The organism is Aliirhizobium smilacinae, assembly GCF_006335145.1.
GTDB classification, from domain to species: Bacteria; Pseudomonadota; Alphaproteobacteria; order Rhizobiales; family Rhizobiaceae; genus Neorhizobium; species Neorhizobium smilacinae.
In genome coordinates this window covers 1085641-1111617 of record NZ_VDMN01000001.1, presented here as the reverse complement: position 1 = coordinate 1111617, position 25977 = coordinate 1085641, and the positions used below count along the sequence as shown (strand labels likewise).

At 59.4% G+C, this 25977-nt stretch carries 33 protein-coding genes; 24 read left to right on the top strand and 9 right to left on the bottom strand.

Features of this window, described 5'->3' with window-relative positions; translation table 11 throughout:
• The first annotated feature begins 13 nt into the window (after positions 1 to 13).
• Genes FHP24_RS05445 through nudI form a run of 4 tightly spaced genes read left to right on the top strand, consistent with a single transcriptional unit; the run spans position 14 to position 3629 of the window.
• Positions 14 to 2524 carry a heavy metal translocating P-type ATPase gene (locus FHP24_RS05445; RefSeq protein ID WP_139673935.1) on the top strand — a complete coding sequence of 837 codons (2511 nt, stop codon included), beginning with the start codon at positions 14 to 16 and terminating at the stop codon, positions 2522 to 2524.
• The gene (gene cueR, locus FHP24_RS05440) at positions 2521 to 2919 is read left to right on the top strand and encodes a Cu(I)-responsive transcriptional regulator (RefSeq protein WP_139673932.1); all 399 of its coding nucleotides are present in this window, start codon (positions 2521 to 2523) and stop codon (positions 2917 to 2919) included. The genes FHP24_RS05445 and cueR overlap by 4 nt, the downstream gene beginning before the upstream one ends.
• A gap of 55 nt (positions 2920 to 2974) precedes the next feature.
• The gene (locus FHP24_RS05435; RefSeq protein ID WP_139673929.1) at positions 2975 to 3175 is read left to right on the top strand and encodes a heavy-metal-associated domain-containing protein; all 201 of its coding nucleotides are present in this window, start codon (positions 2975 to 2977) and stop codon (positions 3173 to 3175) included.
• A 28-nt stretch (positions 3176 to 3203) separates the two neighbouring features.
• Complete coding sequence (gene nudI / locus FHP24_RS05430; RefSeq protein ID WP_139673926.1) at positions 3204 to 3629, top strand: nucleoside triphosphatase NudI; 426 nt, start codon at positions 3204 to 3206, stop codon at positions 3627 to 3629.
• Between the two features lie 135 nt (positions 3630 to 3764).
• Here the strand turns inward: nudI and FHP24_RS05425 are convergent, their stop codons facing one another.
• Positions 3765 to 4061 (bottom strand): PRC-barrel domain-containing protein, encoded by a 297-nt coding sequence (locus FHP24_RS05425; RefSeq protein ID WP_139673923.1) that lies wholly within the window; start codon positions 4059 to 4061, stop codon positions 3765 to 3767.
• 261 nt (positions 4062 to 4322) lie between these two features.
• Here FHP24_RS05425 and FHP24_RS05420 point away from each other — a divergent pair, with 261 nt between their 5' ends.
• The 8 genes from FHP24_RS05420 to FHP24_RS05385 all read left to right on the top strand — a co-directional run bounded on the left by FHP24_RS05420 (position 4323) and on the right by FHP24_RS05385 (position 9727).
• The gene (locus FHP24_RS05420; protein WP_246091672.1) at positions 4323 to 5309 is read left to right on the top strand and encodes an alpha/beta fold hydrolase; all 987 of its coding nucleotides are present in this window, start codon (positions 4323 to 4325) and stop codon (positions 5307 to 5309) included.
• Positions 5296 to 5709, top strand: coding sequence for a DoxX family protein (locus tag FHP24_RS05415; RefSeq protein ID WP_139673918.1), 414 nt, complete (start codon positions 5296 to 5298; stop codon positions 5707 to 5709). The genes FHP24_RS05420 and FHP24_RS05415 overlap by 14 nt, the downstream gene beginning before the upstream one ends.
• A gap of 62 nt (positions 5710 to 5771) precedes the next feature.
• Complete coding sequence (locus FHP24_RS05410) at positions 5772 to 6308, top strand: GNAT family N-acetyltransferase (protein WP_180355900.1); 537 nt, start codon at positions 5772 to 5774, stop codon at positions 6306 to 6308.
• An 84-nt stretch (positions 6309 to 6392) separates the two neighbouring features.
• Positions 6393 to 6716 (top strand): hypothetical protein, encoded by a 324-nt coding sequence (locus FHP24_RS05405; RefSeq protein ID WP_139673912.1) that lies wholly within the window; start codon positions 6393 to 6395, stop codon positions 6714 to 6716.
• Between the two features lie 118 nt (positions 6717 to 6834).
• Positions 6835 to 7308 carry a VOC family protein gene (locus FHP24_RS05400; RefSeq protein ID WP_139673908.1) on the top strand — a complete coding sequence of 158 codons (474 nt, stop codon included), beginning with the start codon at positions 6835 to 6837 and terminating at the stop codon, positions 7306 to 7308.
• A gap of 199 nt (positions 7309 to 7507) precedes the next feature.
• Entirely contained in the window at positions 7508 to 8425 is a 918-nt protein-coding gene (locus FHP24_RS05395) for a DMT family transporter (protein ID WP_139673905.1), read from the top strand.
• Between the two features lie 250 nt (positions 8426 to 8675).
• A complete protein-coding gene (locus tag FHP24_RS05390) occupies positions 8676 to 9107 on the top strand; it encodes an acyltransferase family protein (RefSeq protein ID WP_342782333.1) in 432 nt (143 codons plus the stop codon).
• 110 nt (positions 9108 to 9217) lie between these two features.
• Entirely contained in the window at positions 9218 to 9727 is a 510-nt protein-coding gene (locus FHP24_RS05385; RefSeq protein WP_139673899.1) for an acyltransferase family protein, read from the top strand.
• Between the two features lie 132 nt (positions 9728 to 9859).
• On the opposite strand, the gene FHP24_RS05380 is transcribed toward FHP24_RS05385, so the two are convergent.
• The gene (locus FHP24_RS05380) at positions 9860 to 10495 is read right to left on the bottom strand and encodes an outer membrane protein (RefSeq protein WP_139673896.1); all 636 of its coding nucleotides are present in this window, start codon (positions 10493 to 10495) and stop codon (positions 9860 to 9862) included.
• Between the two features lie 170 nt (positions 10496 to 10665).
• A complete protein-coding gene (soxR, locus tag FHP24_RS05375) occupies positions 10666 to 11136 on the bottom strand; it encodes a redox-sensitive transcriptional activator SoxR (RefSeq protein ID WP_210237807.1) in 471 nt (156 codons plus the stop codon).
• A 115-nt stretch (positions 11137 to 11251) separates the two neighbouring features.
• Here soxR and FHP24_RS05370 point away from each other — a divergent pair, with 115 nt between their 5' ends.
• On the top strand, positions 11252 to 12688 hold the full coding sequence (locus FHP24_RS05370; RefSeq protein WP_139673893.1) for an MFS transporter: 1437 nt from the start codon (positions 11252 to 11254) through the stop codon (positions 12686 to 12688).
• Between the two features lie 3 nt (positions 12689 to 12691).
• On the opposite strand, the gene FHP24_RS05365 is transcribed toward FHP24_RS05370, so the two are convergent.
• Complete coding sequence (locus FHP24_RS05365; protein ID WP_139673889.1) at positions 12692 to 14080, bottom strand: aminotransferase-like domain-containing protein; 1389 nt, start codon at positions 14078 to 14080, stop codon at positions 12692 to 12694.
• Between the two features lie 159 nt (positions 14081 to 14239).
• Here FHP24_RS05365 and FHP24_RS05360 point away from each other — a divergent pair, with 159 nt between their 5' ends.
• The 6 genes from FHP24_RS05360 (at position 14240) to FHP24_RS05335 (ending at position 18263) form a co-directional block, all read left to right on the top strand.
• Complete coding sequence (locus tag FHP24_RS05360) at positions 14240 to 15130, top strand: DMT family transporter (protein WP_139673886.1); 891 nt, start codon at positions 14240 to 14242, stop codon at positions 15128 to 15130.
• Between the two features lie 465 nt (positions 15131 to 15595).
• On the top strand, positions 15596 to 16570 hold the full coding sequence (locus FHP24_RS05355) for a DUF707 domain-containing protein (protein ID WP_139673883.1): 975 nt from the start codon (positions 15596 to 15598) through the stop codon (positions 16568 to 16570).
• Positions 16571 to 16832: 262 nt separating this feature from the next.
• Positions 16833 to 17042: a cold-shock protein gene (locus FHP24_RS05350; RefSeq protein ID WP_139673880.1), complete on the top strand. Its 210-nt coding sequence runs from the start codon at positions 16833 to 16835 to the stop codon at positions 17040 to 17042.
• A gap of 230 nt (positions 17043 to 17272) precedes the next feature.
• Positions 17273 to 17497, top strand: a complete 225-nt coding sequence (locus FHP24_RS05345) for a hypothetical protein (protein WP_139673877.1) — start codon at positions 17273 to 17275, stop codon at positions 17495 to 17497.
• 80 nt (positions 17498 to 17577) lie between these two features.
• Positions 17578 to 17892, top strand: a complete 315-nt coding sequence (locus tag FHP24_RS05340; RefSeq protein WP_139673874.1) for a hypothetical protein — start codon at positions 17578 to 17580, stop codon at positions 17890 to 17892.
• Entirely contained in the window at positions 17889 to 18263 is a 375-nt protein-coding gene (locus FHP24_RS05335) for a YkgJ family cysteine cluster protein (protein ID WP_139673871.1), read from the top strand. Before FHP24_RS05340 ends, FHP24_RS05335 begins: the two co-directional genes overlap by 4 nt.
• 134 nt (positions 18264 to 18397) lie before the next feature.
• On the opposite strand, the gene FHP24_RS05330 is transcribed toward FHP24_RS05335, so the two are convergent.
• Positions 18398 to 18655 (bottom strand): hypothetical protein, encoded by a 258-nt coding sequence (locus FHP24_RS05330; protein ID WP_139673868.1) that lies wholly within the window; start codon positions 18653 to 18655, stop codon positions 18398 to 18400.
• A gap of 338 nt (positions 18656 to 18993) precedes the next feature.
• Complete coding sequence (locus FHP24_RS05325; protein WP_139673865.1) at positions 18994 to 19362, bottom strand: nuclear transport factor 2 family protein; 369 nt, start codon at positions 19360 to 19362, stop codon at positions 18994 to 18996.
• Between the two features lie 121 nt (positions 19363 to 19483).
• Here FHP24_RS05325 and FHP24_RS05320 point away from each other — a divergent pair, with 121 nt between their 5' ends.
• From FHP24_RS05320 to FHP24_RS05300, 5 genes are all read left to right on the top strand, one after another.
• Positions 19484 to 19927 (top strand): MarR family winged helix-turn-helix transcriptional regulator, encoded by a 444-nt coding sequence (locus FHP24_RS05320; protein WP_139673862.1) that lies wholly within the window; start codon positions 19484 to 19486, stop codon positions 19925 to 19927.
• Between the two features lie 143 nt (positions 19928 to 20070).
• Complete coding sequence (locus FHP24_RS05315) at positions 20071 to 20280, top strand: hypothetical protein (RefSeq protein WP_139673859.1); 210 nt, start codon at positions 20071 to 20073, stop codon at positions 20278 to 20280.
• 382 nt (positions 20281 to 20662) lie between these two features.
• Positions 20663 to 21694, top strand: a complete 1032-nt coding sequence (locus FHP24_RS05310; RefSeq protein ID WP_180355898.1) for an ABC transporter substrate-binding protein — start codon at positions 20663 to 20665, stop codon at positions 21692 to 21694.
• Positions 21695 to 21939: 245 nt separating this feature from the next.
• The gene (locus FHP24_RS05305; RefSeq protein ID WP_180355897.1) at positions 21940 to 22728 is read left to right on the top strand and encodes an ABC transporter ATP-binding protein; all 789 of its coding nucleotides are present in this window, start codon (positions 21940 to 21942) and stop codon (positions 22726 to 22728) included.
• Positions 22725 to 23543 carry an ABC transporter permease gene (locus FHP24_RS05300; RefSeq protein ID WP_139673856.1) on the top strand — a complete coding sequence of 273 codons (819 nt, stop codon included), beginning with the start codon at positions 22725 to 22727 and terminating at the stop codon, positions 23541 to 23543. The genes FHP24_RS05305 and FHP24_RS05300 overlap by 4 nt, the downstream gene beginning before the upstream one ends.
• Positions 23544 to 23601: 58 nt before the next feature.
• On the opposite strand, the gene FHP24_RS05295 is transcribed toward FHP24_RS05300, so the two are convergent.
• From FHP24_RS05295 to FHP24_RS05285, 3 genes are all read right to left on the bottom strand, one after another.
• Positions 23602 to 24609 carry an aldo/keto reductase gene (locus tag FHP24_RS05295; protein WP_139673853.1) on the bottom strand — a complete coding sequence of 336 codons (1008 nt, stop codon included), beginning with the start codon at positions 24607 to 24609 and terminating at the stop codon, positions 23602 to 23604.
• Positions 24610 to 24639: 30 nt separating this feature from the next.
• Positions 24640 to 24945, bottom strand: a complete 306-nt coding sequence (locus tag FHP24_RS05290) for a putative quinol monooxygenase (RefSeq protein WP_139673850.1) — start codon at positions 24943 to 24945, stop codon at positions 24640 to 24642.
• Positions 24946 to 25144: 199 nt separating this feature from the next.
• The gene (locus FHP24_RS05285) at positions 25145 to 25942 is read right to left on the bottom strand and encodes a type 1 glutamine amidotransferase domain-containing protein (RefSeq protein ID WP_139673847.1); all 798 of its coding nucleotides are present in this window, start codon (positions 25940 to 25942) and stop codon (positions 25145 to 25147) included.
• Positions 25943 to 25977: the final 35 nt, after the last annotated feature.

Here is a 25977-nt window from a genome sequence, read left to right as displayed (position 1 = left end):
AGGATCGCATCTCATGAACCAGCACGTTGGACACAACACTTCCGGCAACACCGAGCCGCTGACCATTCCCGTCGAGGGCATGACCTGCGCCTCCTGCGTGCGCCGGGTCGAGACCGGCGCTGCCAAACTGCCGGGCGTCAAGACGAGCGCCGTCAATTTCGCCACGAAGAAACTCACTGTCGAGACGGGCGAGGGGTTCGATCCGCAGGCGCTGGAAAAGGCGATCCACAAGCTTGGCTATGAGGTGCCGGCCGGCGCGATGGCGCATGCGCTGCGCGAGGCGGGAAGGGTGCTGACAACCGATCCGCCGGAGGCTGCCCCTCACCCTAACCCTCTCCCGGTGAACGGGGAGAGGGGACGTGGGCCAAGCAGGGGCGCGGTGGATGAAGACGGTGCGGCATATCCCTTCTCCCCGTTAGAATGGGGAGAAGGTGGCGGCAGCCGGATGAGGGGCAACGCCGCAGACCACGCTCACCACCATCACACGTCTCAGACCGCCCACGACCACGCTCACATGCACCACGGCGAAGAGGCGGCCCTGAAGCGCGAGCTGGCGATCGCCTTCATCCTCACCCTGCCGCTTTTCGTGCTTGAAATGACCGGCCATGCCTATGAGCCGTTCCACCACTGGCTGATGGGCGTCATCGACACGCAGAATCTCTACTATCTGTATTTCGTGCTGGCGACCGCAGTGATCTTCTGGCCCGGCCTGCGCTTCTTCAAAAAGGGTCTGCCCGCGCTTTTCCGTGGCCATCCTGAAATGAACTCGTTGGTCGCCGTCGGCGTGGCTGCCGCTTACGGCTATTCGCTGGTCACCACATTCGCGCCCGACCTGCTACCCGAGGCTGCCCGCTACGTCTATTACGAAGCCGCCACCGTCATCGTCACGCTCATCCTCTTCGGCCGGCTGATGGAAGCCCGCGCCACCGGCCGCACCGGTGCGGCCATCGAAAAGCTTGGCCATCTGCAGGCAAAAACCGCCCGCGTCGAACGCGACGGACACGAGATCGATATCGCGACGGCAGAGGTCGTTCCCGGCGATATCGTCGTCCTCCGTCCGGGCGAACGTATCCCCGTCGACGGCACCGTGCTCGACGGCCAGTCCAATATCGATGAATCGATGATTTCCGGCGAACCGATCCCGGTGTCGAAATCTGCCGGCGCCACCGTCATCGGCGGCACGGTCAACACCACAGGCACGCTGCGCTTCAAAGCCGAAAAGGTCGGCCGCGACACGATGCTCGCCAGCATCATCCGCATGGTCGAGCAGGCGCAGGGCGCCAAACTGCCGATCCAGGCACTGGTCGACCGGGTGACCGCCTGGTTCGTGCCTGCGGTCATAGCACTTGCCATCGTCACATTCGCCGTCTGGTACATCGTCGGCCCGGACCCGAAGATCACCCATGCCCTGATCGCGGCGGTCGCCGTGCTCATCATTGCCTGCCCCTGCGCCATGGGGCTCGCCGTGCCGGTTTCGATCGTCGTCGGCGGCGGCCGCGCCGCCGAGCTTGGCGTGCTGTTTCGTAAGGGCGATGCGCTGCAAGGTCTGCAGAATGTATCGACCGTCGTCGTCGACAAGACCGGCACCATCACCAGAGGCCGGCCGGAACTCACCGATTTCATTGTCGCCGAAGGGTTCGACGAAGCCGAAATTCTCGCGCTGGTCGCCGCCGTCGAGGCCCGCTCCGAGCACCCGATTGCCGATGCCATCGTCAAGGCCGCCAAGGCGAGAGGGCTTGAAGCTGCAGGTGTAGAAGACTTCACGTCTGTCACCGGTTTCGGCATCCGCGCGCTTGTGGGGGGCAGGGAGGTCGCCGTCGGCGCCGACCGTTACATGCAAAAACTCGGCGCTTCGGTCGGGACCTTTGCCGACGATGCAAAACGTCTTGGTGACGAGGGCAAGACGCCGCTTTATGCCGCTATCGATGGAAAACTCGCCGCCATCATCGCCGTCGCCGACCCGCTGAAACTGTCAAGCGTCAAGGCCATCAGCGCCTTGCAATCGATGGGCATCGAGGTCGTCATGGTCACCGGCGACAACCGTCGCACGGCCGACGCCATCGCCCGACAGGTCGGCATCGAAAAGGTCGTCGCCGAAGTCCTGCCGGAGGGCAAGGTTCAGGCGATCCACAACCTGCGCGCCGACGGCCGCAAACTCGCCTTTGTCGGTGACGGCATCAACGATGCCCCCGCATTGGCCGAGGCCGATATCGGCATTGCCATCGGCACCGGTACGGATGTGGCGATCGAAAGCGCCGATGTGGTGCTGGTCGGCGGTGAACTCACCGGCGTCGTCTCGGCGATTGCCGTCAGCCGTGCGACGATGAAAAACATCCGCCAGAACCTGTTCTGGGCTTTCGGTTACAACGTGGCGCTGATCCCGGTTGCCGCCGGCGCGCTTTATTCAGCCTTCGGTCTCACGCTGTCGCCGATGATCGGTGCCGGCGCCATGGCGCTGTCGAGCGTCTTCGTGCTCGGCAATGCGCTGCGGCTGAAAACCTTTAAGGTGGAGGATACGGTATGAATATCGGCGAAGCTTCGAGCGCATCCGGCGTATCGGCAAAGATGATCCGTTATTACGAGCAGATCGGCCTGATTGCGCCCAAGGGTCGCACCGAAAGCAATTACCGGCTTTACGGCCCGGAAGAAGTGCATGTGCTGCGCTTCATCAAGCGGGCGCGGTCGCTCGGTTTTTCGCTGGAAGAAACCGAGACTCTGCTGAAACTCTGGCAGGACAAGAGCCGCACGAGCGCTGCCGTCAAGGAAGTCGCCACCACCCATATCAACGACCTTGAGCGTCGCATCGCCGAAATGCAAAGCATGGTGAAAACCCTGAAACATCTTAGCCATTGCTGCGGCGGCGACCATCGGCCGGATTGCCCGATCCTCGATGATTTGGCTGGCGAAAACGTCGCATAGTCAGAACCCTTAGCCATCACGCATAACCATCATAACAAGCCATGGAGTTTTTGAGATGATCGCCGTTTTTACCGTATCCGACATGACCTGCGGCCATTGCGAAAAGACCGTTCGGACAGCTCTGGCCGAAGCGCTTCCCGGCGCTGCCGTCACCGTCGACCTCCCCTCCCGCAGGGTTACGGTAGAGGGTGACAAGGATACGGCGGAGGAAGCAATTCGCGAGGCAGGATATTCGCCCGAAGCGGTCGTCGTCTGAGCCGCATTTTAAAAGAGAGGACGGCCTTATGAGGCAACGGATTATCGTCTGCCCGTTGATCGAAAACGATGGCGCCTATCTGCTCTGCAAGATGCCTTCGGACCGGGGCGTATTTCCCGGCCAGTGGGCGCTTTCAGGCGGCGGCATGGAGGTCGGAGAAAAGATCGAGGAGGCGCTCCGGCGTGAAATTCGCGAGGAACTGGGTGAGGGGCTGAAGATTGCCGAAATCACGCCATGGACCTTTCGCGACGATGTCAGGACCAAGACCTATCCGGATGGCTCGACGGAGGAGATCTACATGATCTACCTCATCTTCGATTGCCGCTCGACCAATCGGGACATCGCCATCAATGACGAGTTCGGAGATTACGCCTGGGTGCGCCCCGGCGAATTCAACACGTTCGACCTCAACGCGGCGACGCGTGTGACTTTGACTGCAAAGGGCCTGCTCTAGAGACTATTTAAGCAAAAGCGGCAACCGGTTCTGCATTTCGAAGAAATGGGCAAATGCTCTGTCGGTTACATGCGTGCTCACAACACAAAAAAAGCCCGGCGCTGCGGCCGGGCTTCAGTTTGGCAGGAAACGAAGTTAGTGGTGGTGTTCAGGCATCTGCTTGAGCTGATCCTTCGTCCAACTCGTCACCGCATGGACGTCGCCATCCTCGTCGCGCATGAACTGCAGGTCGGTCAGCGGCACCGCGACCGGCTTGGCGCCGATACCGAGAAAACCGCCGACATCGATGATCGCAGCACTGGCCGGGCCGATGCCGTGGACATGGTGAACCTTGCCGACTTTGTGGTCGTCGGCGCCATAAATCGTAGCACCCTCAAGGATATTCGGGGTGAGTTCGGCGGTATCGAGCCTGACGTGATTGGTATGGTCCATTCGTCTGTTCCTCCATCGTGGTTGGTGATGGGCTAACCGAATGGAAGCCTGTTTGTTCCGCATTCGGCGACCAAAGAAACTTCAGAATTCTGCATGGTATTCCGGAACCTTACTTAACCCGGCGTTTCTGATCCGCCATCGATGAAACCATTTTGCGCCGGAATACGTATCCAGTTGGGAGTGCTCGCCGATCAAGGCAAAGTCTTTCGAGGAACCATGCTCAAATTTCTGCTGCCTGCCGTTTTGCTCATCGCCTATCTCATGGTCGCGCTTGCGATCGCCCCGCCCAAGGCAAGGGCGGATGATGAAGCTCCTGTTCGCATCGATGTCGGCGGCTTTTCTCTCAACAGCATTCTGGTCGAGCCCGGAAAGAAACCGGACCTGCCGCCGGTCGTGTTCATCCACGGCGCCAGCGCCAGCCTCGACGATCCGATGTTTTCCTTCCGTGCAAAGCTTGAGGGCAGGGCAAAACTTCTCTTCGTCGACCGGCCGGGCCACGGCAATTCGGATATCGGCGGAAAAGACAATATCCTGCCGGACGGACAGGCCGATGCCATCGCCCGGCTGATGAAGAAACGCGGCATATCGAAGGCGATCGTCGTCGGCCATTCCTTCGGCGGGGCGATTGCCGCGGCTCTTGCCATGCGCCACCCCGACATGGTTTCCGGCCTCGTCTTCCTCTCGCCTGCGGTCTACCCATGGGATAGCGGCGTTGCCTGGTATTACGATGCGGCAAGCGCGCCGGTCACCGGGCCGCTGTTCAGCACGCTGGTCGTGCCGCCGCTCGGCCTGCTGGCGATCGATCGCGCCACGCGCGGCGTCTTCGCCCCCAATCGCCGTCCGCCGGACTATGTCGAGAAAACCCGCGCGCTGCAGGCGCTGCGACCGGTCGCCTTTCGCCACAATGCGCAGGAAGTCGCATCCCTCAGCGACTGGGCGAGAACCGCATCGCCGGGTTATCGCAGGATCAGCGCGCCCACCGTCATCATCACTGGCGATACGGATGGCATCGTTTCTCCGGAAATCCATTCGCGGCATCTGGCGCGCGATATTCGTGGCGCGACGCTGGTCACCGTCAAAAACCTCGGCCACAAGTCGGATTACGTCGCAAGCGACCTCGCGATTGCCGCCATCGAAAAGGTTGCCGGACGCAAGGTCAACCTCTCCTCAGTAGCCAGAGCCGTCGAGCGACGCATAGCGGATGACGGCAAGCCACGTGGTGACAAGGTTCGCAATGCAACGGACTGATCTCTGGGAAAACCGAAGCCGGATCGGACTGTCGGTTTTTTATGGCCTCGCCGGAATTCTGCATCTCGCAATGCCAAAGCCCTTCCTGTCGATCACCCCCGCCTGGATACCGGATGCCACCGAAGTGATCATGCTGACCGGCCTGTGCGAAATCGCAGGCGCCATCGGCCTTCTCATCCCCGCGTTCCGCAGATATGCCGGGATTGGTCTGGCGCTTTACGCGGTCTGCGTTTTCCCCGCCAATATCAAGCATGCGCTGGATAGCCTGGGTGGCGGCGCCGGTTCACCCTGGCAATGGCTCTACCACACCATCCGCCTGCCACTGCAGCCGCTGATCATCTGGCTTGCCCTGTTTGCCGGACAAATCCTGCCATCCCTGCGATCGAAACAGCCGCATTGATTTACGACCATGTGTCGGTTTGAATGCCGCCGGTTCAGGTTCGTGCAGGAAGATCCGTCGTCATGTTGCAATACCGCCCTGCTGTCAGCTCGGACATGCAGATGATCGTGCAATTGCACGTTTCGATAGGCCAGAGTGCCTATGCGCATATTTTACCGGAAGCATATCTGAAGCACACGCTTCCGATTGAAAAGCAGGAGCTTTGGGAAAAAAGGTTCGCAGCGCCTTCGCCCGGCCACCTAATCTTCGTCGCTAGCTATGGGGCCGAGATCGGCGGTTTCTGTTGTTTTGACTTCAATGAAGAGACGGAATTCGGCACCTACCTGCACAATCTCTATGTCTCCCCGCAGTTTCAGGGGCAGGGCGTCGCGAAATCGCTTCTGCACCATGCGGTATCGGCCTTCGAGGCTTCACGCAAAGACTTGCCCATCCATCTTCTCGCCTTCGCGAAAAATGCCGTTGCAACAGCCGTGTATGATCGGCTCGGCGGCACCGTGATCGAAAGAAGCGAGGTCGTTCGTGCCGGAAATCCACCGGTCGAACTGCTACGTTACCAGTGGCCCTCGGCCGATGCTCTCCTGGAGAAGCTCGGCGATTGAACGGCAGTCGGCCCAATGCCGACGCATTCCGATGCGAGAAATCCCGCCACATCCTACCGAGACCCATGCAGGGAGATTTATCCGATGAATGACAGCTGCCCGGTTCTGAGCCCTATCGAGAGACAATATGTGCAGATAGAGGAACGTGCCCGGCAGACCATGCTGGCAAAAATCTACAAGGCGATCGAGGAGGCAACGGCGGAAGCCGCCGAAGCGCTGAAATTGACCGAATGGATGGATGCGCCGCCGGCCCACGACTATTTCGTCTCCGTAGCCCACCAGAAGCTGTTTGTCCTGTTGTGCGGCGGCGATCCGGAAACCTTTCGCGGCGGCGATCCGCAGCTGGCAGCCCATATCCTGAAAAACGGCCAGAACATCGTCGATCATTATTTTATCGGGAAAAAATGAGGCCTGCTGTCGGATCGAGGTTTCGCCCTACGTCTTGAACACGAGGTCTGTTTGCGATCCGCCCAGAAGGAGGAGCCAGCTGGGAGAACCGGACGCAACAACAAAGGGAGAGACTGTCATGGAGAAGAACACCGTCTGCCTGTGGTATGAAAAGGATGCCGAGGCTGCAGCCCAGTTTTATGCGCAAACCTTTCCCGACAGTGCGGTCGGGCGGATTATCCACGCACCCGGCGATTACCCGGATGGCAGTGAGGGCGATGTTCTGGTCGTCGAATTCACCGTTGCCGGCGTCGCCTGTGTCGGCCTGAACGGCGGCCCCCATTTCAAGCACAACGAGTCCTTTTCCTTCCAGATCTCTACAGAAAATCAGGAGGAGACCGACCGCTACTGGAACGCCATCGTCGGCAATGGCGGTGAAGAAAGCGAATGCGGCTGGTGCAAGGATCGCTGGGGCATCTCCTGGCAGATCACCCCACGCACGCTGATGGACGCCTTGATCATCGGCGGCGCCGAGGCGAAACGGGCCTTCGATGCGATGATGACGATGAAGAAGATCGATGTGGCGGCGATCGAGGCTGCCCGCCGCGGCTGAAATGCCGCCTGCCGGCCCTCTCCTCATTGCCGCAGGACAATATGACGTTCTGCTTGAATGCCGCTTGCAAACGGGTTGGCATGAGGAGTATGGAGCGGCAATTCCAACAGGTATCGAGACGATCCCGGGATAAAGCGGGGTCTTGTCTCCGGTTTGTCCGGCCGCCATCGAAAATGGCGTCGCGGAGCGCCCACTTATCATGAAAACAAGAGCGGCTTATGCCGTCGGCGGCAACGCCATTCTGGCCGGCATCCTGCTGATGCTGATCGGCGACTTCATGTTCGCCTTGAACGATGCCATGGGCAAATGGCTGGTTGCCAGTTTTTCGGTCGGCCAGGTTCTTCTGATCCGCTCTCTCGGCGCTTTCCTCGTTCTCGGCCCTATGCTGGCGCGCACCCCGGTCACCGCGCTCTACAGGATCGAGAAACCGTACTGGCAGTTCGCCCGTGTGGTTCTCGCGACCGCCGATACGGGGCTGTTTTATGCCGCTGTCATCTATCTGCCGCTCGCCGACGTCATGACCTTCTACATGGCAGGCCCGATCTATGTGGCGGCGATTTCGCATTTCCTTCTCGGGGAACGGATCGGCTGGCGGCGCTGGCTTGCCGTCCTGATCGGCTTTATCGGCGTCATCATCGCGCTTCGCCCGTCGGAAGCCATGCTCTCATGGCCGTCGATGTTCGCGTTGATCGGCAGCCTGTCCTTCTCGCTGTCGCTGGTGCTCGGCCGCGTGCTGCGCTCGACGCCGGATGTGACGCTGGTAACCTGGCAGACCCTGGGCTGCCTCGCCGCCGGCATCTGGCTGAGTGTCGGAAATTGGAGCCCGTTCACCGGAAGCGAACTTTTCGCGCTTCTCCTCCTCGGCGTCGTCTCCTGCTCGGCGCATCTGATGATCACCCGCTCGCTGAAGCTGGCGCCCGCATCCGTGCTGGCACCGCTGCAATATACGTTGCTGTTATGGGCGATCGTTTTCGGCTGGGCGTTCTTCGGCGATTTCCCAGATGCCCAGACGCTGGCAGGTGCCGCCATCATCGTCATCGCCGGCATGTTCATCTTCCACCGCGCCAAGGTGAAGGACGTGGAGCCGGTCGTGCCGAACAATTCCAGCCACGGGTGAGGGGACGCGGGCGGCCGGCTCATGGCCACCGACTGCGCCAGCGGAATTCCTGGTATCACGGCGGTGGGTCAGGTCTGCCGACCTCATGACTTGAACGCCGTCTTCACTCGGGAAACGTTGACAACGTGCCAGGAAATGTTCCGAATTGATAATAAATAATAACTAGAATTGCGTATTGTCAATATTACGGGCAAAAATAAGGAATATTATTTTTGCATAAATACTGAAGTTATTTAAGGTTGATACCTACTTGTTTAAGTGGGTTGGACTTATTAGTAAAATAATACATAAGAATAAATTCAATTTGGTAAGGTTTGTTTTCGCAACAACTGTAATTCTTACGCACTCTTACGTAATATATGACGGACACGCCGATCGGGACATTCTGCATCGACTGACTGGTTCATTGTCCTTGGGCGAAATCGCTGTCGATGGTTTCTTCATCGTCAGCGGTTTTCTGATCACGGGAAGCTATCTGCAGAGCAAGAGCGCATTGCACTACTTTCAAAAGCGCGTTTTGCGGATCTATCCCGCTTATCTTGTCTGCTACTTGATTTGCATAACGCTTGTCGCGTCGTTCAGCGGAGCGACGCCGACTGCTGCATCGAACATTCCAGGGATTGTTGCCAAGGCATTCCTGCTGGCGCCCCCCCCACGCTTGGCACCGAGTTCCCAGGTCTGACTTTCAGCCTTCTCAACGGATCTGCCTGGGCGATCGCCTACGAATTTCGCTGCTACGTCATTCTCGCCGGGCTTGGCATTATTGGGCTTTTGGAGCGGCGATCGGTTGTCTTGGCTATCCTGGGTGTGCTGCTTGTTCTAAACTTCCTAAGTATTGAATATTCGCCGCCCGGTTATTTGTTTATTGGCAATGCTGAGAACGGCATACGGTTTCTGGCACTTTTCCTTACTGGCGCACTGCACCAGTTATATCGCGACAAAATCAGCTATTCCGCAGTTGGCGCGGCCATTTGTTTGTTTGCGACGGTAATCTGCATGCTGGTGCCTCCGATCGCCGAGACCGGTCTGTGTGTTTTCGGCGCCTATGTTATCCTGTGGTTCGCTTTGCATGGCCCATTGGGCAGTCTTGGGGGACTGCCCAAGTCCGATATTTCCTATGGCCTGTATCTCTACGGATGGCCGATACAGAGCTTGATCGTATATTACGCGAATGGAATCCCGCCGATGGCGCTTACATTCGTTGCGCTTCCGCTTGCAGCATTGTGCGGCTGGATCAGCTGGCAGTTGATAGAGCAACCGGCCCTGGCGTTAAAAAATCGCGCTGCGGCAATGCCCGTATGACCTGCTCCACAGGCCGCGGGCCGTGCCACGGCGTTCGGTTCCACTGTTTTTTCAGATACTCCACCAAACAAAAAAAGCCGCCCGCACCTCAAGTGCGGACGGCTTTTCCTCGTGCCATAACTGGCGGTAGTCTTAGAACTTCACGCCGATGCCTACCTGGATGACGTGCTGGTCGAAGTCGAAGTCTGCGCCGCTGAGGCTGCCGCTGCCGTAATCGTTGTAGCGGTATTCCAGCCGGCCGAAGATGTTGTCGGTGAAGGCGTGGTCGACACCTGCGCCGATCGTCCAGCCATGCAGCGTGTCGTCGTCGTCGAAACCGCCCGGCGCGTTGAGGTCGACATTGGTCGCTGTCCAGCCGCCGGCTGCATAAACCAGCGTGCGGTCGAAGGCATAACCGACGCGGCCGCGAACCGAACCGGAGAATCCGTTGTCGACCGATACGCCGCCGCCGTAATTGGCGTCGCTCCAGTCATAATTGGCATCGCCTTCGAGACCGACGACAAAGCCGTTGGAAAGCTGCCAGTTATAACCCGCGAAGGCGCCGAGCCGCCATCCGTCGAAATTCTCCGAGCCGAAACCTTCCAGATCGCCGTTACCCCAGCCGTAGCCGGTATGGGCGCCGAGATAAAAACCTTCCCAGGTGAAGGACGGTGCGGTTTCGACGGCGACAGGGGCGGTTGGAATTTGCTCCACGGCGTCTGCTGCATAGGCTGCGGTCGATGCGCTCAAAGCGGCGACGGAAGCGGCGAGAATGAAAAGACCCTTCATGGATTTTCCCTCCATAAGCATTGCGTGATGAATTGGGATGTAGGTGCGATTGCTGAAAAGGCAGTAGCAAAAATGTCACATGCTGAAAAATCGATCATAGGCCGCCGAATAATTGCGCATTTTGCTTTTGATTTATGCGTTGGAACATTTTGCGGATTCGGTTGCGCGAATCATCTCCCGTCACCGCCGGAAAGCAGAACCGGGCCGCTTCCACCGGTACCCATCTGGTCGCCGGGATTACGCAAGGGGCAGGCCTTGAGCGACAGGCAGCCGCAGCCGATGCAGCCGCTGAGTTCGTCGCGCAGCCGCGTCAGCATCTCGATCCGGGCATCGAGTTCCGCCTTCCAGACGGCTGAAAGCCGCGCCCAGTCCTTCGCGTTCGGCGTGCGCCCCTGTGGCAGGGTCTTCAGCGCTCCGGCAATTTCTTTCAGCGGCACGCCGGCCCGTTGCGCCACGCGGATCACGGCAATGCGGCGCAGAACGTCGCGGCTGTAGCGCCGGTGGTTGCCGCCATTGCGCCAGCTTTCGATCAGCCCTTCCTCCTCGTAGAAATGCAGGGTCGAGATCGCCACGCCGGAACGTTCCGCCACCTGTCCCACGCCCAAGCCTTGGGGGACCCTGATCTTTTCGGATTTCATCATCTTTTACCGTTGACCTCAACCAAGGTTGAGATTTTAGGGTGCCGATCCTGATGTGGGAAGGCCCTATGTGGAAAGTCCGACTTGAAGCTGGCCGGCATGAAAAGGTACGAACGGAATGACGGAATTGCTCGAGGAACGGAACGGCCCGATGCGGGATGTGAAACTGGCCGGGACGGATGCTTCGGGTTATGCAGACCTGCTTTCCGGAGAAAGCGGCCGCATGCTGGCGCTGATCTCGAGCGGCATCGGGCTGCATGCCTTCAACCAGTTCGCCATCGTCGCCGCCATGCCGCTAGCCGCTGCCGAACTCGGCGGGCGCGACTGGTACAGCTGGGTCTACAGCCTCTATTTCATCGGCTCGATCGCCGGCGGCACCGCAGCAGCCTCGATCCGCGACCGGCTCGGCGTGCGTATGAGCCTTGCTATCGCGTCGCTCGTTTTTGCACTCGGCGGGCTGATGGCCTTTGCCGCGCCCGCCTTCGGCTGGATCGTTTTTGGGCGTCTCCTGCAGGGCGTGGCAGACGGCCTGATCGTGGCGATCTGCTACAGCCTCATCCCGGCGAACTTTTCGTCGTCACTGATCGCCCGCGTCTTCGCTGTCGAAGCGACAGTCTGGGCGGTCACGGCACTGCTTGGGCCGCTGATCGGCGGTGTGATGACCGAGGCGATCTCGTGGCGGTCCTCCTTCCTCGCCGTGACGCCTTTCCTCGTCACGCTGGCACTTTTCACCGCTCTGACAAAACCGAAGACGGGGGAGGGTAAGGCCGCGAGCTTTGCGCCCGTCACCGTCGGGCTCTGCGTGGTGACCGCGCTCATCTTCGCATCGTCCTCCACAAGCGGCGAGCCGCTCTGGCAGGCTGCGCTGCTGGTGTTCGGCGTGCTGGCGCTTCTGTCTGTCGTCCTGCTCGACGGCCGTTTCGGGGCGCCGCTTTTCCCCGCCGGCACCTTTCGTTCAAGTTCGGTGCTCGGCCGCGCCTTTCTCATGCTGTTCCTGATGTCGGCCGGCCATTCGGCGGGCAGCACCTATTTGGCGCTGCTTGTCAGCGAGGTGTTCGACCTCGGCCCGGCGCTTGTGGGGTATATCGTCGTGACCATGGCCTTGGTCTGGAGCGTCGTTGCCATGGTCGCCAGCCGCTACGCGGCCTTCGCATGGCGCGATGCGACCATGTGGGTCGGGCCGCTCTTCCACTTGTTCGGCTTCGTTGCCCTGGCCGTCGCGATTGGCCTTCAATGGCTGCCTCTGGTGATCTTCGGCCAGATCCTGATCGGCATCGGCTTCGGCCTCGCCTGGGCCAACGTCAACGAAGCGGCGATGGAGGCGGCCGACGCCACGGAGCGTGACCGCGCCAGCGCACTGCTGCCCACCATGTCGACGGCCGGTTATGCGGTAGGAGCCGCACTCTCCGGCACGATCGCAACCGCAACCGGGTTGACCGCAAGCCTTGCAACGGGATCTGCCGGCGATACTGCCAGCTGGCTCTACGGTACCGCCGCATTCGGCGCGCTGGTAAGCTTCGTCCTCGGCTTCGGCGTGAAGCTGAAACGCGGCTGATCGTCAGCTCCTCAACGCGCCTTTCAACGTCTCGAAGATACGCGGATCAAGCGTTTGCGAGACGTTGAAGCGCATGCAGCTTCTTACCGATTGCGACAGGCTGAAGGCATTGCCGGGCGCGAGCACGATCTGCTTCTGCAGACAGGCGCGTGCCACCGCAGCCGCATCCGTTTCACCCGGCAGTCGGCACCACAGGAACATGCCCGATTGCGGCCGCAATACCGGCTCGATGCCGATCGAGCCAAGCCTGTCCGTCACCTCTGCCATAGCCTTGGAAAGCCGTGCCTTCAGCGTGTCGAGATGTTTGCGATACCCGCCGTCGGAAAGGGCGGCATGAACGACCTCTTCGGTCAGTCGCCCGCCGGCAAAGGACGTGGCGATCTTCAGGTCGGTCAGTCCCTCGATCCAGTCCGGCCGCGCCGCGATAAACCCGCAGCGCGCCGCAGCCGAGAGCGTTTTCGAAAAGCTGCCGATATGGATCACCCGCTCCAGCCCGTCGAAGGCCGCAAGCCTTGGTGCCGCAACACTTTCAAAGTCGGCAAAGATATCGTCCTCGACGATCGTCAGGTCGAACTCTTCTGCGATCTTCAGCACCCGATGCGCAGTGACCGGCGAAAGCACGGCGCCGGTCGGGTTGTGGATCGCCGAATTGGTGATGTAGAGCCGCGGCCGATGTTCGGACACGGTTGCCGCAAAGGCGGCCAGATCCGGCCCGTTTGCCGTATAAGGCACGCCGACGATCTTCGCCCGATGCGCACGCAAAAGGGCATGGAAATTGAAATAACAGGGATCATCGACCAGCACGGTATCGCCCGGCTCGATCAGGAAACGGCAGAGAAGGTCGATCGCCTGCGTGCCGGATTCCGTCAGCATGATCTGGTCCGGCGAGGCTTCAATGCCGCGCTCGCCCATCCGCCGGGAAATCAGCCGGCGCAGTGGAGAAAGCCCGAGCGGCGTGCCGTAATCCGCAAGCGAGGACGCGTCTGCGCGCGAAAGTCCCCGCAGCGCCTTGCGCATCGCCTCTTCCGGAAGCCATGACGGGGGAAGCCAGCCGCAGCCGGGCTTCAAGCTGTTTTCGTCGCTTTCCAACGATTGCCGGGAGATCCAGAACGGATCGACCGCCCGGTCGAGTTTCGGCCCGGCGTCTGCGGGAGAAAAGGGCGCCGCCTGATTGGCCACATAAAACCCCGATCCCGGCCGCGAGACGATCGCCCCCTCCGCCACCAGCCGCTCATAGGCATCGACCACGGTCGAGGTGGAGACGGAAAGCGTTGCGGCAAGCGAGCGCACCGACGGAAGCTTTGCTCCCGGCGTCAGCACCCGCCCGGTGATCCGCTGCCGAATCACGCCCATCACCATCTCCGCCTTGGACGGGGTTGCCGTTAAGTCCATTTCCAAAACTCCAGACTGTACTGCTGCATAAAGCATAACAGTTTGGCAAAATCGTATCAGACCGTTTCTGGCATGGCCATGCCCAAAAGAGCATAACGCCGCCATTGGATTGCCTGGAATAGCGCCCACGGATCGACCGTGCGGCGAGGGGAGAAAAATATGGATCGCGGTCTGTCGGGTTGGATAAACGGTTTTATCGGCGTGCTGATCTTTTCCGGCTCGCTGCCGGCCACAAGGCTGGCGGTAATCGGTTTCGACCCGCTCTTCCTGACTGTTGCCCGCGGCACGATCGCCGGGCTTTTGTCGCTTCTCCTGCTTCTGGCCTTCCGGCAGAAACGGCCGCAGAAAACCGAACTTGTGTCTCTTCTGATCGTCGCGCTGGGCTGCGTGGTCGGTTTCCCGCTGCTGACGGCGCTGGCGCTGCAGCACATCTCGTCCGCCCATTCGGTCGTCTTCATCGGGCTTCTGCCGCTTGCCACCGCCATCTTCGGCGTCATCCGCGGTGGTGAACGCCCCCGGCTGGCCTTCTGGGTCTTTGCCGTGCTTGGCAGCATGCTGGTGACGGGATTTGCGCTGGTGCAGGGCGGCGCATCTCCGGGAACGGGGGCTGCATCGCTCGGCCTGTCCTTCGGCGACTGGCTGATGCTGGCGGCAATCGTCGTCTGCGGCCTGGGTTATGCGGAAGGCGCGGCGCTGTCGAAGCGGCTCGGCGGTTGGCAGGTCATCTGCTGGGCGCTGGTCATCTCGTTGCCGGTCATGGCTGTCGGCGCACTCGCGCTGATGCCGGAAAGTTTTGCCACCGTCGGCGCGCCGGCCTTCGCAGGTCTTGCCTATGTCTCGCTGTTCTCGATGCTGATCGGCTTCATCTTCTGGTATCGCGGCCTTGCCCAGGGCGGTACGGCTTCGGTCGGCCAGCTGCAGCTGCTGCAACCCTTTTTCGGCCTGGCTCTTGCCGCAACCCTGCTCGGCGAAGCCGTCACTCCCGCAATGTTCGCCGTCACGCTCGGCGTCATCCTCTGCGTAGCAGCGGCGAGAAAGTTTGCACGGTGAGAGTTAAAGGACGGCCAGCGTGATCTCGCGGCAGCGACGTGACGTCAATCTATCGCCCGACCCCGTTCTAAAGTTAACGGCAGTCGCGCCCGGGCGCGCTTTTGACAGACGGATGCCGATAAGTCCAACTTAAAATCCATAGGTGCGGCCCAGAACGGGCAGTGCAGATCGGTCGTTCGCGCCCTGGTTCCTTCCGTCTCGATTTGTCCTTGGCCCTAAGAACCCATCGCTCCCGGAGCGTACGTCGAAGGGATCAATGTGCATTCCGGGCTGATATTCGATCGGAAAATACAAGGCATTTCGGGCCGCCGGCGCATGACGAGCGGGATAAGCTTAAGCATCGTCTGTTGATCTACTGTGCATGTCGGTCTACTATCCTGGGTTTAACTGTCTTGACACAAATAAGATGCATCATTGGTTTGCAAGTGCTTGGTTGATTTTCTTGCAATTCTAGGTTGATTTGCGGTGGCGGCTCTCCACATGGGCTGTTTTGGGCCACGCCCCAACCCGAGGGGTGAAGGCTATGTTCTACGGGAGACGATTATGATGCCTGCTTCCCCGTTGTTTCCCCCAGGCGAGCGCCGACTGGCGGTGGTTCGTTGCGGCGATGACAGTCTGCACCCGACCTGGGCCGAAGGTCATCATGCGTTTGACGTCGGTGTCAGCTATTTCGGCAACGATCCGCACAAGGCGTTTCCAGAGGCTCGCTACGTTCACCGTGCGAAGGGTGGAAAGTGGGATGGGTTGCTGGGCTTTTTTCAGCAGTTTCCCGAAGTCATCGACAGATATGATTATTTCTGGCTGCCGGATGACGACATCTCTGCCCACCCCGGTGATATTGACCGGTTGTTCGGCATCGGCGCTGCCCACCAATATCAGGTCTTCCAGCCGGCGCTGAACGAACACTCCTATTATTCCCACCTGGTTACCTTGCTGCACCCCAGTTTCGTCGTTCGATATACCAACTTCGTCGAGGTCATGGTGCCGGTCGTCAGCCGTGAGATCCTGATCAGAACCATTCCATTGCTGGAGGACACGCGAAGCGGATTCGGCATCGACTTCGTCTGGCCGCTGATGGCCGAAGAGATCAGTGGCGCTTCGTTCAAAGGCATAGCGATCGTCGACAGCGTCAGCGTCTGCCATACCCGCCCGGTGGGCGGCAGTCTGCATCAGTTCATGTCGCGCAGCGAAGGCGCCAGCGCCATGGACGAGATGAGGGAGATGCTGTCGCGGGTGGCCGGAAAGCGTGGTGCCGTTATCAACGGCGTTGCGGTCCCGCGCATCAGGATCATCTCTGGAATCGACGTCCACGGGCGCCATCTGAAAGGGGTAAGACTGGCCATCAGCATCGGCATGGATCTTATTCGGCGCCATACGAACCGGGTGCAGCCGGTCCATCCCTTTGCAGCGCTCAAGCACGCAGTGAAAGCCGGTGCATAGTGCAGAGCCAAAGGCCGCGCGGCCTTGAGGGATAGCACTCGGTGATTGGAGGCTCAGTGTCTCCTTAACCGTCGGAAAAACTAAAAGTTGACTTTTCGCGCCCAGCCCACTATCTAGAGTTCATCGATATTTTTCTTGCCGAGATTTGGTTACTGCGCGAGTGGCACCGCGTATTGAACGACCCTCCCTTTAAAGCATCGTTATCATCATCTGCGACGTATGTTCGTTGCAGTCCCTCTATGCTGCTATGAAAGGGTTCATCATGACCACTGGCACAGTTAAATGGTTTAATTCCACCAAGGGCTTCGGCTTCATCCAGCCTGACAACGGCGAAGCTGATGCGTTTGTACACATCTCGGCCGTTGAACGTTCGGGCATGCGCGAACTCGTAGAAGGTCAGAAGATCTCCTTCGAGATGGAACGCGACAAGAAGTCCGGCAAGATGTCGGCCTGCAATCTCCAGGCCGTTTGATCTGGTATCCGCTTTCGTGTGACCACGGATGTACTGGCACTGTCGAAAGCACGGGACCACAGGAGGTCAGGCAGCCGCCTGGCCTTTTTTTATTGCTCCTGAGGAGCGCACCGCGCGCTGTCGATGGCGTTCACACGTCGCTGTAGCAGTTTAAAGTCTGCGAATACCGCTTTCCGAAAAACGGTTCCGGTCTTCTGATTTAAGCGCCGGCACGCACACCGAGGAAGACAATGACCGAAAATCACAGCAAGGCACGGCAGGCGGCCGAGAAGGCATTCGACAAGGCCAAGGCCCCGATTGCCGCCGGTGATCGCGCCCGTGAAGAGCTTGACGTGGTTACCAAGGCACGTCAGGAAAAGACTTCCCGGTTGCGGGAAGCGCGTCTTGCCATGGAGGCGCAAAATTCTGCGCCGCAGGCTGCTGACGCTCCCGACAAAAACATAAAGAAGCCCTGAAGCGGTCTCTAAAATAGACCAGCTTTAAAGTGACATGTTGAACGCCGCTGCGCGTCGTCACGTAGAGGAAGAACAGAGACATGATCAGCACGACAACTGCTGCACTGACAGTTGAATTGACGCCAACCCAGATCCGCGGACTGAAGCTGGCGAAATTGGGTGACCTCCATCCGCAGGATGGCAACAAATGGACCCATCAGGATGCCACCGTAACCTACGCGAAATCCGATCGCTTCAAGGAAAAGCCGTTGAAGGTGAAGTTCGCAACCTCGATCACCCTCGGTCAGCTGAGGGAATACGGCCTTCTGCAGTCTCTCAATCCTGATGGCGCTGCCGCCGAGACCCCGCATGGCATTACCATGGCGGGCAAGATGTGGCTGCTGAAACACAAATGACGGCGAAGGGCGCCTCATCAGGGCTGCCGCAACCGGATAGCCAGCCTCGCCTCGACGGTCTGTTCGCAGACGAGGCGGGCAATGGCGATGTTCCGGAGTGCCAGACCTGTGGGGCGTGCTGCTCGTACTCGTCCGAATGGCCGAGATTCACGATGGAAAGCGATGATGCCCTGGACATGATTCCGCTGCAGTTCGTCAGTGCGGATCAGCGGGGCATGCGATGCGAAGACGAGCGATGCTCGGCGCTTTCCGGCCGTGTCGGCGTCGGCACGGCATGCCTTGTCTACGAGGTTCGTCCCGATGTCTGTCGCGCCTGCCTGCCCGGAGACTACGCCTGCATGACCGCCCGCGCGGCTCACGGTCTGGAGTAACACCATACCGGCCGATGGTAAGGGCACCCCGTTCCCTGACATCGTCATTGATTATCCGGAATTCAAACCGGATTTCCGGCGGAATTTCGTAACGCTGCGCCTTGCGCTCTCCGCCGGTTTCGATCTGACGACTGTCAGTCGCCGTCCCGAACTGAAAACCGCGGAACACCCACGTCATCGTCAAGAGCCGCGCCACTTCCGCCGCTTCTCGCGGAACGAATTCTCAACGTCTCCTCGAGAATCCGCATGGTCTTATGCGCGATGAGAGACGTGGCGCGGCTTTCCTCCTTCTCGCATCTAAGCTTGTCACTCAGATAGATGGCGATGGCCTCCAGCCGTTCGCTCGATATCTCGTCGCAGTCTGCAAGACGCTGGGCCACTTCGACAATCATTGTCCCCTCCCGATATCTTCCCCGCAGTAATATTAAGCACATTCGAATATGTATTTGGAGATGTAGTTAGACCGGAAAGCAGAATTTCGTTAATTTTGACTTATCTGTGCGGATGCTGCTCTCGCTGCCGAATAAATCGGAAGGGTTGCTCTTACTGGCGCGCTGAATATGCGGAAATCTTTGATCCGAGACGGTTTTTTAGATTTTGGCAGGGGGCCTGAATTGTATCGATGCCGGTCATTGCCGCGTCCTATGATGATCTTGTCCGCGGTCTCAAATCGGGAGGCTTTTGATGGTGCGGATAATTTTCCTGCATGGAGCGTCGAGTATCATTCCTCCTACTCGATATCGAAACGCACGACCTTGTCGCCGATCAAGCGGAAAATATGCTGCACCGTCTTGTCCGTCAGCCCGTGCGCCTGCCCCGCAAGCGGCTTGCCATCGAGGTCGAAGACGGTCTGGATCACGTCGACGGCAATGGTGTCATCCGAAACCTGCCGAAAAGAGACAGGATCGACACGGGGACTGACCAGCGACCATTGCCGCGTCCAGTATTGGCGAAGTTCCGTATGACCGTGAACGTGGCCGCCATCCATGCCGTTGGCCCAGGCGACGTCGTCGGCAAGCGTGGCTAACACGCCATCGATGTCTCTGGCATTGAAGCGCTCGTATATGCGCCGGATGATTAGGGTCCTATCGTCTGACATGTCGCGTCCTCATCGAGAGTGAAAATTGCATACACCACCAGGCGGCAATTGCCATGCTGACTATATCTAGATACATATGCGCATATGTATTTTTCCGTCAATCGATAATGAGGACGCAGAATTGGTCGAGGATGTGCTTTCCACGCCGGGTCATCTGATAAGTCTTGCCGCAAGGGGTTTTGCCCGTTTGAGCGAGGCGCGCCTCAAGCCGCTCGGTTTTGGCGTCGGCCAGCTGCCTGTATTGGTCGCTTTGCAGGAAGATGCCGCGAATACGCAGCGCGATCTTGCCCGGTTTGCAAGGGTTGAGCAGCCGCCCATGGCGCAGATGCTTGCGCGTATGGAGCGAGACGGCCTGATCAAGCGGACAGCCGATCCGGCGGATGGCCGCAGCAGCCGTGTTGCGCTGACTACCTCGGCGCGTGAGCGCATGCCTGAGGCGATCGCGACGCTGTTTCAGGGAAATGGCGAGGCGCTGGAAGGTTTTACCGATGCCGAGGCCCGGCAATTTGTCGGCCTTCTTCAGCGGCTTATCGCCAATCTGGACCGCATCGCCGCCACGCGGTAGCCGGCAGCCGGATATCGCCTTCCGTCAGCTTTGCTGCGCTGCCGGCCAAGATCCCGACAATTCGCACCGTATCCCTCATATGGGGTATGACGTATTGGCAAGATACGATATAGTTAATGTCCGGTTAACTATTGGGCGAGCGCATGGAAAATATTTCTCGTCATCTTCAGCTGCCCTGCGGTTTTCTGCGGATGCTGCTTATGTCGGCCCTTATTACTTGCGCCAGTCTCGTTGTGGGCGATGGAGCGTGGTGGGCGATGAGCTTTGGTCTGGCCTCTCTTATTCTTATGCAGGTCGGTTATTTCGGTGCCGTCGTCGCGCTTTCGGTGGCGGAAAAGAACCGCCGCAGATAATAAATTGCCTCTCAGAGCAGCGACCAAACCAGGGCGAAAAGCCCTGTCAGCCACGCTATGGTCAAAACTGCGACGCAGGCCAGAAACAGCTTTATGCGCATTCTTCGTCCTCCAGATGAAGAAAATAGGCCACCTGCCGGGATCGGCAATCGTATTTTAGCGCTGGCTTTCATTCTTTCTCATCACGGTTAACCGGCTCCCGCTTCGGCGGTGCGCAACGCTCCGCCCTTGCCGAGCGACGGGTTGTTGTCGCAACATCGTCTTCAAAATTGTGATTTGAAAATAAGCACGCAAATTATTGATGATAAAATGTGCAATCGGGCTTGCGTGGTTGGTGATTTGTCGTTTTCTATGGGGCAATAACAACCAGCAGGGGAACATAATGCTGACGCGTAGATATCTCTCCAAATTAGCCGCTCTCGCCACGGTCGCATTGGCCACCGGTTTTACAGCCCCGGCATTTGCCGAAACGGCCATCAAGTTCACGCTCGACTGGAAATTCGAAGGCCCGGCAGCCGGTTTTCTGCTGGCCGTGGACAAGGGGTATTTCAAGGAAGAAGGCCTCAACGTCACGATCGATACCGGCAATGGTTCGGTCGAGGCGATCCCGCGCGTTGCAACCGGCACGTATCAAATGGGCTTTGGCGACATCAACTCGCTGATCAAATTCCTCGATGAAGACCCGTCGCAGAAGATCAAGGCGGCGATGATGATCTACGAGCGCCCGACCTTCGCGGTCGTCGGCCGCAAGTCGCTCGGCGTCACCAGCGATCCGAAGTCGCTCGAAGGCAAGAAGCTCGGCGCACCGCCGCCGGATGGCGCGTTCGCCCAGTGGAAGGCCTTCAAGCAGGTGGCCAAGGTCGACGACAGCAAGATCACCATCGAATCGATCGGCTTTCCCGTGCGTGAACCGATGCTGGCCAAGGGCGATGTCGATGCCGTCTTCGGTTTCGCCTTCTCCGTCATCCTCAACCTGAAGGCTCAGGGGATTGCCGATGACGATATCGCGACGATCCTGATGGCCGAACACGGGCTCAATCTCTACGGCAACTCGGTTCTGGTAAATACCGATTTCGCCAAGGAAAACCCGGAAGCCGTCAAGGGCTTCATGAAGGCGCTGGCCAAGGGGTTTGCCGCCGCCGTCGCCAACCCGAAGGAAGGCGTTGATGCCGTCTTGAAGCGCAACGAAACGCTCAACCCGGATATCGAGCTTGAGCGCCTGAACATGGCCAACGCCATGAACATCAAGACGCCTTACGTGGTCGAAAATGGCATCGGCGGCGTCGACATGGCCCGTCTTTCCGCCTCCATCGAAACGCTCAAGGTTTCCATGGGCCTGAAGGGTGCGGTCAAGGCCGAACAGGTTTTTGACGCCAGCTTCCTGCCGGCAAAGGCCGAGCGGATGCTGCCGTAAGGGCGAATGCGGGTGAGGGGGCTCATCCCCTCACCAACAAAATCTAAGACTTAGCCTTTGGCTAAGATCTTGATTTTGTAACCTCTCCCACAAGGGGAGAGGTAGGGCGCCGAGGGAGCCTCACCGGTATCTCTCCCCCTTGTGGGAGAGAAAGCGATTTCAACATCTTAGCCAAAGGCTAAGTGTTAGAAATCGCAAGTGAGGGAATCGCCACCGGCACCACATCCCAACCGAAAGAACACCCCATGGCACACCTCGTATCCATCGATGACGTCGACATGCGCTACGGCGGCGCGGACGGCACGCTTGCGGTCTCCGGCCTCACCATGCGTGTCGGCAAGGGCGATTTCGCCGCCGTTGTCGGGCCGTCCGGCTGCGGCAAGTCCACGCTGATGAAACTCGTCACCGGCCTGCATATCCCGCAGGTCGGCACCGTCATCGTTGCTGGCCAGCATGTGACGCAACCCATCTCGATCGTCGGCATGGCTTTTCAGAACCCGACAATGCTGCCTTGGCGCACGACGCTGGAAAACATCCTCCTGCCGCTCGAAATCGTCGAAAAGCACCGGCACAGGCTGCGCGCCAACAAGAAGGAATACATCGAGAAGGCAGAGCATCTTCTGGAACTCGTCGGCCTCAAGGGTTTTGGTGCAAAATTCCCCTGGCAGTTGTCAGGCGGCATGCAGCAGCGCGCCAATCTGTGTCGGGCGCTGATCCACGAACCGGAATTGCTGATGCTCGACGAACCGTTCGGCGCGCTCGATGCCTTTACCCGCGAGGAACTCTGGTGCGTCATCCGCGATCTTCACGCCGCACAGGGCGTCACCATTGTGCTCGTCACCCATGACCTGCGCGAAGCGGCGTTTCTGGCCGACAAGATTTTTGTCATGAGCGCACGACCGGGCCGTATTCTTAAGGAGCACCGCGTGCCTTTCGAGCGGCCGCGAGATCTTGAGATCATGTATGAAAGCAGGTTCAACGACCTCGTGCACCAGCTGCACGGCGAGATCGCGCAGGCGAGGGTGACGGCATGACGATTGCGACCGAAAATTCGACAGCAACCCCCGCAATCGCCAAACAGCCGGCGCGTATCAACTGGGTCAAGGCTGCACCCTGGCTCTTCACGCTTGGCATGTTTCTCTTCTGGGAAATGCTGGTGCGCGGGTTGGGGACGCCGGTGACGATCCTGCCGGCCCCGAGCCGTATCTTTCAGGCAGTCGTCCAGTACTGGTCGCCTCTTCTGAAAAATTCGGCCCAGACGTTGTTCACCACCACGCTCGGTTTCGGTCTGGCCGTTGTCGGCGGTCTGGCGATCGGCCTGTTCATCGGCTGGTCGAAGACGATTTATGCCGGGCTCTACCCGATCATGATCGGCTTCAATGCTATCCCCAAGGTCGCGGTCGTGCCGATTCTGGTGATCTGGTTCGGCATCGGCACCATTCCGGCCGTCATCACCGCCTTCCTCATCTCCTTCTTCCCGATCGTGGTGAATGTCGCGACGGGTTTGGCCACCATTGAGCCGGAGACGGAGGACGTGCTGCGGGCGCTGGGAGCCAAGAAGCTCGACATCATGCTGAAGGTCGGCATCCCGCGCTCGATGCCTTATTTCTTCGGCTCGCTGAAGATCGCCATCACGCTCGCCTTTGTCGGCTCGGTCTTGAGCGAAACCGTCGCCTCCAATTATGGCCTCGGCAACATGATGGCCTCGGCCCAGAGCCAGTTCAACGTGCCGCTGGTCTTTGCCGGCCTGCTGGCGCTGGCGGTCGAAGGTATCGCCATGTATTCGCTGATGGCCTTTATCGAACGCCGCATGACCGGCTGGGCGCATCGTTCGACCATGGCGAACTGAGATCAAAAAAATGCCCCGGCGGAATGTTGCCGGGGCATGATCTTCACGAGCGTTCAGTTCAAACCGGCAGTGGCGCGTCCGGGTTCACCAGCTTTTCCGCCCTCAGTTCCCGCCAAAAATCGGCTGGAACGACCTCCTTGAGAGCCGCACTATCCTCGGCAATGCGCGAGGGCTGGCTGGCGCCGGGAATGACGGCGGCGACGGCCGGGTTGGCGAGCGAGAACTGCAGGCCGGCGGCTTTCATGGTGACGCCATGTCGACCGGCAATAGCCTTGATCTTCGCGATCTTGTCGGCCATCGCGGGCTTGATCGGCGCATATTCGAAATTCGGTCCGCCGACCAGAGCGCCGGAACTGTAAGGCCCGCCGACAACCACGCCAAGACCCCGTTCTGCCACCATCGGCATCACCCGCTGCAGCGCCTTGTCATGGTCGAGCAGCGTATAGCGACCTGCCAGCAGAAAAGCGTCGGGCTTCGGTTCGTCCAGCTCCAGCACCAGCTCGATCGGCTCGACCTTGTTGACGCCGAGACCCCAGGCCTTGATCACCCCTTCGTCACGCAACCGGTCGAGTGCCTTGAAGGCGCCCTTGCGGGCTTCCTCGAATTTCTCCAGCCAGATGTCGCCCCAAAAATCCTGGGCGAGGTCGTGCACGAAAGCGATCTCGATATGATCGGTCTTCAGCCGCTTCAGGCTGTCCTCGATCGAGCGTAGCGTCCCGTCATGGGAATAGTCGTTGACCACCTTGTTCGGCAGGCCGTGGCTGAACACGCCTGCCTTTTCGCCCTGTTCGCGGGCGCTGACATCCTCGACCTCGTCGAGAATATAACGGCCGACCTTGGTCGAAATGACGTACTGGTCGCGCGGCTTGTCCTTGAGCGCGTCGCCCATGCGGATCTCGGCAAGGCCCGCACCATAAAAGGGCGCGTTGTCATAATAGCGGATGCCGTCGGTCCATGCGGCTTCGACGGTGGCACGTGCCTCATCCTCGGGAATATCGCGGAACATGTTGCCGAGCGGCGCCGAACCGAAACCAAGCCTGCTGGGAAGAATGTCTTTCAGTGCCATCGTGCTTGTCCTTATCTCTTTTTGCCGAGGTCAACCGAGATTGACGGGGGTGACCACATAGGCGGTCCGCTCGGCTAAGGTGTTGATCTTTGAGGCGTAGTCCTTGAAGTGGGGCGTCTGTCGATGCGCGTCAACCGCAGCGGCATCGATATAGAGTTCATCGAGCACGAAACGTTCGGGGTTGGAATGATCCTGCCAGATGTCCCAGCGCAGGTTGCCGGGTTCCGCGCGGCAGGACGCCGCCATGCCGGAAAGCAGCGCCTGCAGCTCATTGGCCTTGCCGGGCAGGGCGGTGAGGATAGCGACGATTTTTGCGGCGTTTGTTTCGGTGGTCACGGGGTGTTCCTTCGTGTGAACCGTGGGTAGTTGCAGCTGGAAGAAGACCCCTCCCAAACCCTCCCCACAAGGGGGAGGGCTTAACCCGACCGTTCCGCTGTTGCCTGATTGAAGCAGGCGTTCGCGGCATTTGTTCTCCCCCCTTGTGGGGGAGATGGCCGGCAGGCCAGAGGGGGTTTACCTTCGCCAAAGACCCCCTTCACCTCACCTGCCTGCGATCCAGCGCCTCGATCAATGCAGCCGCAATCGGGTGGTCCGAACGTGGGTTCTGGCCGGTGATCAGTTCGCGGTCGATCACCACGTTCGGCTCGAAATCCACCGTCGTCTTGCTTACCTTACCACCCGCTGCGCTCAGCGCCTCGATCATGTTGAAATAGAGTTTGGCGTGCAGAATATAGTCCTCGACGACCTTTTCTTCCGTGTCGGAAAAGACTGTCATCCTGTAACCGGCATATTGCCAGCCCTTGGCCCATTCCCGAGCCTTGGCCTCATCGCCGGCAATCAGCGCCGAGCGGAATTCGCGGGCATGCGGCATGGCGGAAACGACGGCGATCGGGCCATGGCACAGAAGTGCCGTGGGTTTTGCCGCCTCATGGAAGTGGCGAAGGATTTCGCCCATATCCGCATCGGTCATCAGATCGACGACTGGCCCCTGTCCACCGGGCACGAAGACTGCTGAATAGTTCTCCAGACCCTGTTCGATCGCTGCGCCAAGCGTCAGCACGTTATTCATCGACGGATCTTCGGCCCAGAACGTCTTGGCCTTCTGATAGCCCGCCGCGTCACCGCCAAAATGCTCAGGTGCATCGGAGGCCGGGTCGATATGCGGCTTGGTGCCGTTCGGGGTGGCGAGCACCACCTCGTAACCGGCAGCGATCAGCGCCATCGCCGGTACGACCGTCTCGTTGAGATATTGGCCGGTCGCGCCGAAACGGCCGCCCTGAACCTCGATCGCCGTTGCGTTGGAACCGGCAATCAGAACCTTACCCTTGCTCATCGTCATCTCCGTTTGTTGTCATTGTCCCCATTGGA

What these genes read in the sequence shown, in the direction of transcription:
- FHP24_RS05445 (WP_139673935.1), top strand. Translation starts at nt 14, where the DNA reads ATGAACCAGCACGTTGGACACAACACTTCCGGCAACACCGAGCCGCTG.
- cueR (WP_139673932.1), top strand. Translation starts at nt 2,521, where the DNA reads ATGAATATCGGCGAAGCTTCGAGCGCATCCGGCGTATCGGCAAAGATG.
- FHP24_RS05435 (WP_139673929.1), top strand. Translation starts at nt 2,975, where the DNA reads ATGATCGCCGTTTTTACCGTATCCGACATGACCTGCGGCCATTGCGAA.
- nudI (WP_139673926.1), top strand. Translation starts at nt 3,204, where the DNA reads ATGAGGCAACGGATTATCGTCTGCCCGTTGATCGAAAACGATGGCGCC.
- FHP24_RS05425 (WP_139673923.1), bottom strand. Translation starts at nt 4,061, where the DNA reads ATGGACCATACCAATCACGTCAGGCTCGATACCGCCGAACTCACCCCG.
- FHP24_RS05420 (WP_246091672.1), top strand. Translation starts at nt 4,323, where the DNA reads ATGGTCGCGCTTGCGATCGCCCCGCCCAAGGCAAGGGCGGATGATGAA.
- FHP24_RS05415 (WP_139673918.1), top strand. Translation starts at nt 5,296, where the DNA reads ATGCAACGGACTGATCTCTGGGAAAACCGAAGCCGGATCGGACTGTCG.
- FHP24_RS05410 (WP_180355900.1), top strand. Translation starts at nt 5,772, where the DNA reads ATGTTGCAATACCGCCCTGCTGTCAGCTCGGACATGCAGATGATCGTG.
- FHP24_RS05405 (WP_139673912.1), top strand. Translation starts at nt 6,393, where the DNA reads ATGAATGACAGCTGCCCGGTTCTGAGCCCTATCGAGAGACAATATGTG.
- FHP24_RS05400 (WP_139673908.1), top strand. Translation starts at nt 6,835, where the DNA reads ATGGAGAAGAACACCGTCTGCCTGTGGTATGAAAAGGATGCCGAGGCT.
- FHP24_RS05395 (WP_139673905.1), top strand. Translation starts at nt 7,508, where the DNA reads ATGAAAACAAGAGCGGCTTATGCCGTCGGCGGCAACGCCATTCTGGCC.
- FHP24_RS05380 (WP_139673896.1), bottom strand. Translation starts at nt 10,495, where the DNA reads ATGAAGGGTCTTTTCATTCTCGCCGCTTCCGTCGCCGCTTTGAGCGCA.
- soxR (WP_210237807.1), bottom strand. Translation starts at nt 11,136, where the DNA reads ATGATGAAATCCGAAAAGATCAGGGTCCCCCAAGGCTTGGGCGTGGGA.
- FHP24_RS05370 (WP_139673893.1), top strand. Translation starts at nt 11,252, where the DNA reads ATGACGGAATTGCTCGAGGAACGGAACGGCCCGATGCGGGATGTGAAA.
- FHP24_RS05365 (WP_139673889.1), bottom strand. Translation starts at nt 14,080, where the DNA reads ATGGACTTAACGGCAACCCCGTCCAAGGCGGAGATGGTGATGGGCGTG.
- FHP24_RS05360 (WP_139673886.1), top strand. Translation starts at nt 14,240, where the DNA reads ATGGATCGCGGTCTGTCGGGTTGGATAAACGGTTTTATCGGCGTGCTG.
- FHP24_RS05350 (WP_139673880.1), top strand. Translation starts at nt 16,833, where the DNA reads ATGACCACTGGCACAGTTAAATGGTTTAATTCCACCAAGGGCTTCGGC.
- FHP24_RS05345 (WP_139673877.1), top strand. Translation starts at nt 17,273, where the DNA reads ATGACCGAAAATCACAGCAAGGCACGGCAGGCGGCCGAGAAGGCATTC.
- FHP24_RS05340 (WP_139673874.1), top strand. Translation starts at nt 17,578, where the DNA reads ATGATCAGCACGACAACTGCTGCACTGACAGTTGAATTGACGCCAACC.
- FHP24_RS05335 (WP_139673871.1), top strand. Translation starts at nt 17,889, where the DNA reads ATGACGGCGAAGGGCGCCTCATCAGGGCTGCCGCAACCGGATAGCCAG.
- FHP24_RS05330 (WP_139673868.1), bottom strand. Translation starts at nt 18,655, where the DNA reads ATGATTGTCGAAGTGGCCCAGCGTCTTGCAGACTGCGACGAGATATCG.
- FHP24_RS05325 (WP_139673865.1), bottom strand. Translation starts at nt 19,362, where the DNA reads ATGTCAGACGATAGGACCCTAATCATCCGGCGCATATACGAGCGCTTC.
- FHP24_RS05315 (WP_139673859.1), top strand. Translation starts at nt 20,071, where the DNA reads ATGGAAAATATTTCTCGTCATCTTCAGCTGCCCTGCGGTTTTCTGCGG.
- FHP24_RS05310 (WP_180355898.1), top strand. Translation starts at nt 20,663, where the DNA reads ATGCTGACGCGTAGATATCTCTCCAAATTAGCCGCTCTCGCCACGGTC.
- FHP24_RS05305 (WP_180355897.1), top strand. Translation starts at nt 21,940, where the DNA reads ATGGCACACCTCGTATCCATCGATGACGTCGACATGCGCTACGGCGGC.
- FHP24_RS05300 (WP_139673856.1), top strand. Translation starts at nt 22,725, where the DNA reads ATGACGATTGCGACCGAAAATTCGACAGCAACCCCCGCAATCGCCAAA.
- FHP24_RS05295 (WP_139673853.1), bottom strand. Translation starts at nt 24,609, where the DNA reads ATGGCACTGAAAGACATTCTTCCCAGCAGGCTTGGTTTCGGTTCGGCG.
- FHP24_RS05285 (WP_139673847.1), bottom strand. Translation starts at nt 25,942, where the DNA reads ATGAGCAAGGGTAAGGTTCTGATTGCCGGTTCCAACGCAACGGCGATC.